Origin of the sequence: Streptomyces calidiresistens (assembly GCF_014141525.1) — a bacterium.
GTDB classification, from domain to species: Bacteria; Actinomycetota; Actinomycetes; order Streptomycetales; family Streptomycetaceae; genus Streptomyces; species Streptomyces calidiresistens.
Genome location: NZ_VKHS01001605.1, coordinates 1 through 403 on the forward strand (window position 1 = coordinate 1; position 403 = coordinate 403).

The 403-nt window shown below is 48.9% G+C and carries 1 protein-coding gene; it reads left to right on the top strand.

The features are described 5' to 3' along the window. Positions 1-82: 82 nt before the first annotated feature. Positions 83-403 (top strand): molybdenum cofactor guanylyltransferase (mobA, locus tag FOE67_RS28465; RefSeq protein ID WP_194444868.1); only part of this gene is annotated, 321 nt, incomplete at its 3' end.

Sequence of the window (403 nt, forward strand, 5' to 3'; positions counted from 1 at the left end):
TCATAGTGATGCTCCTTACTCTTGAGACAGACACGTTAGCAGGGTCAATCCCACAATAAAAGAGGCGATATCGGTGAATCTGATGACGACGATAACAGGCGTTGTGCTGGCAGGCGGTAAAGCCAGACGAATGGGCGGCGTAGATAAAGGATTGCTTGAATTAAACGGCAAACCATTATGGCAACATGTCGCTGACGCGCTTATGACGCAGCTCTCTCACGTCGTGGTTAATGCTAATCGTCATCAGGAAATCTATCAGGCAAGCGGTCTGAAAGTGATTGAAGATTCACTGGCGGATTACCCAGGCCCTCTGGCAGGAATGCTTTCAGTAATGCAGCAGGAAGCTGGTGAGTGGTTTTTGTTTTGCCCGTGCGATACGCCTTACATTCCCCCTGATTTAGCA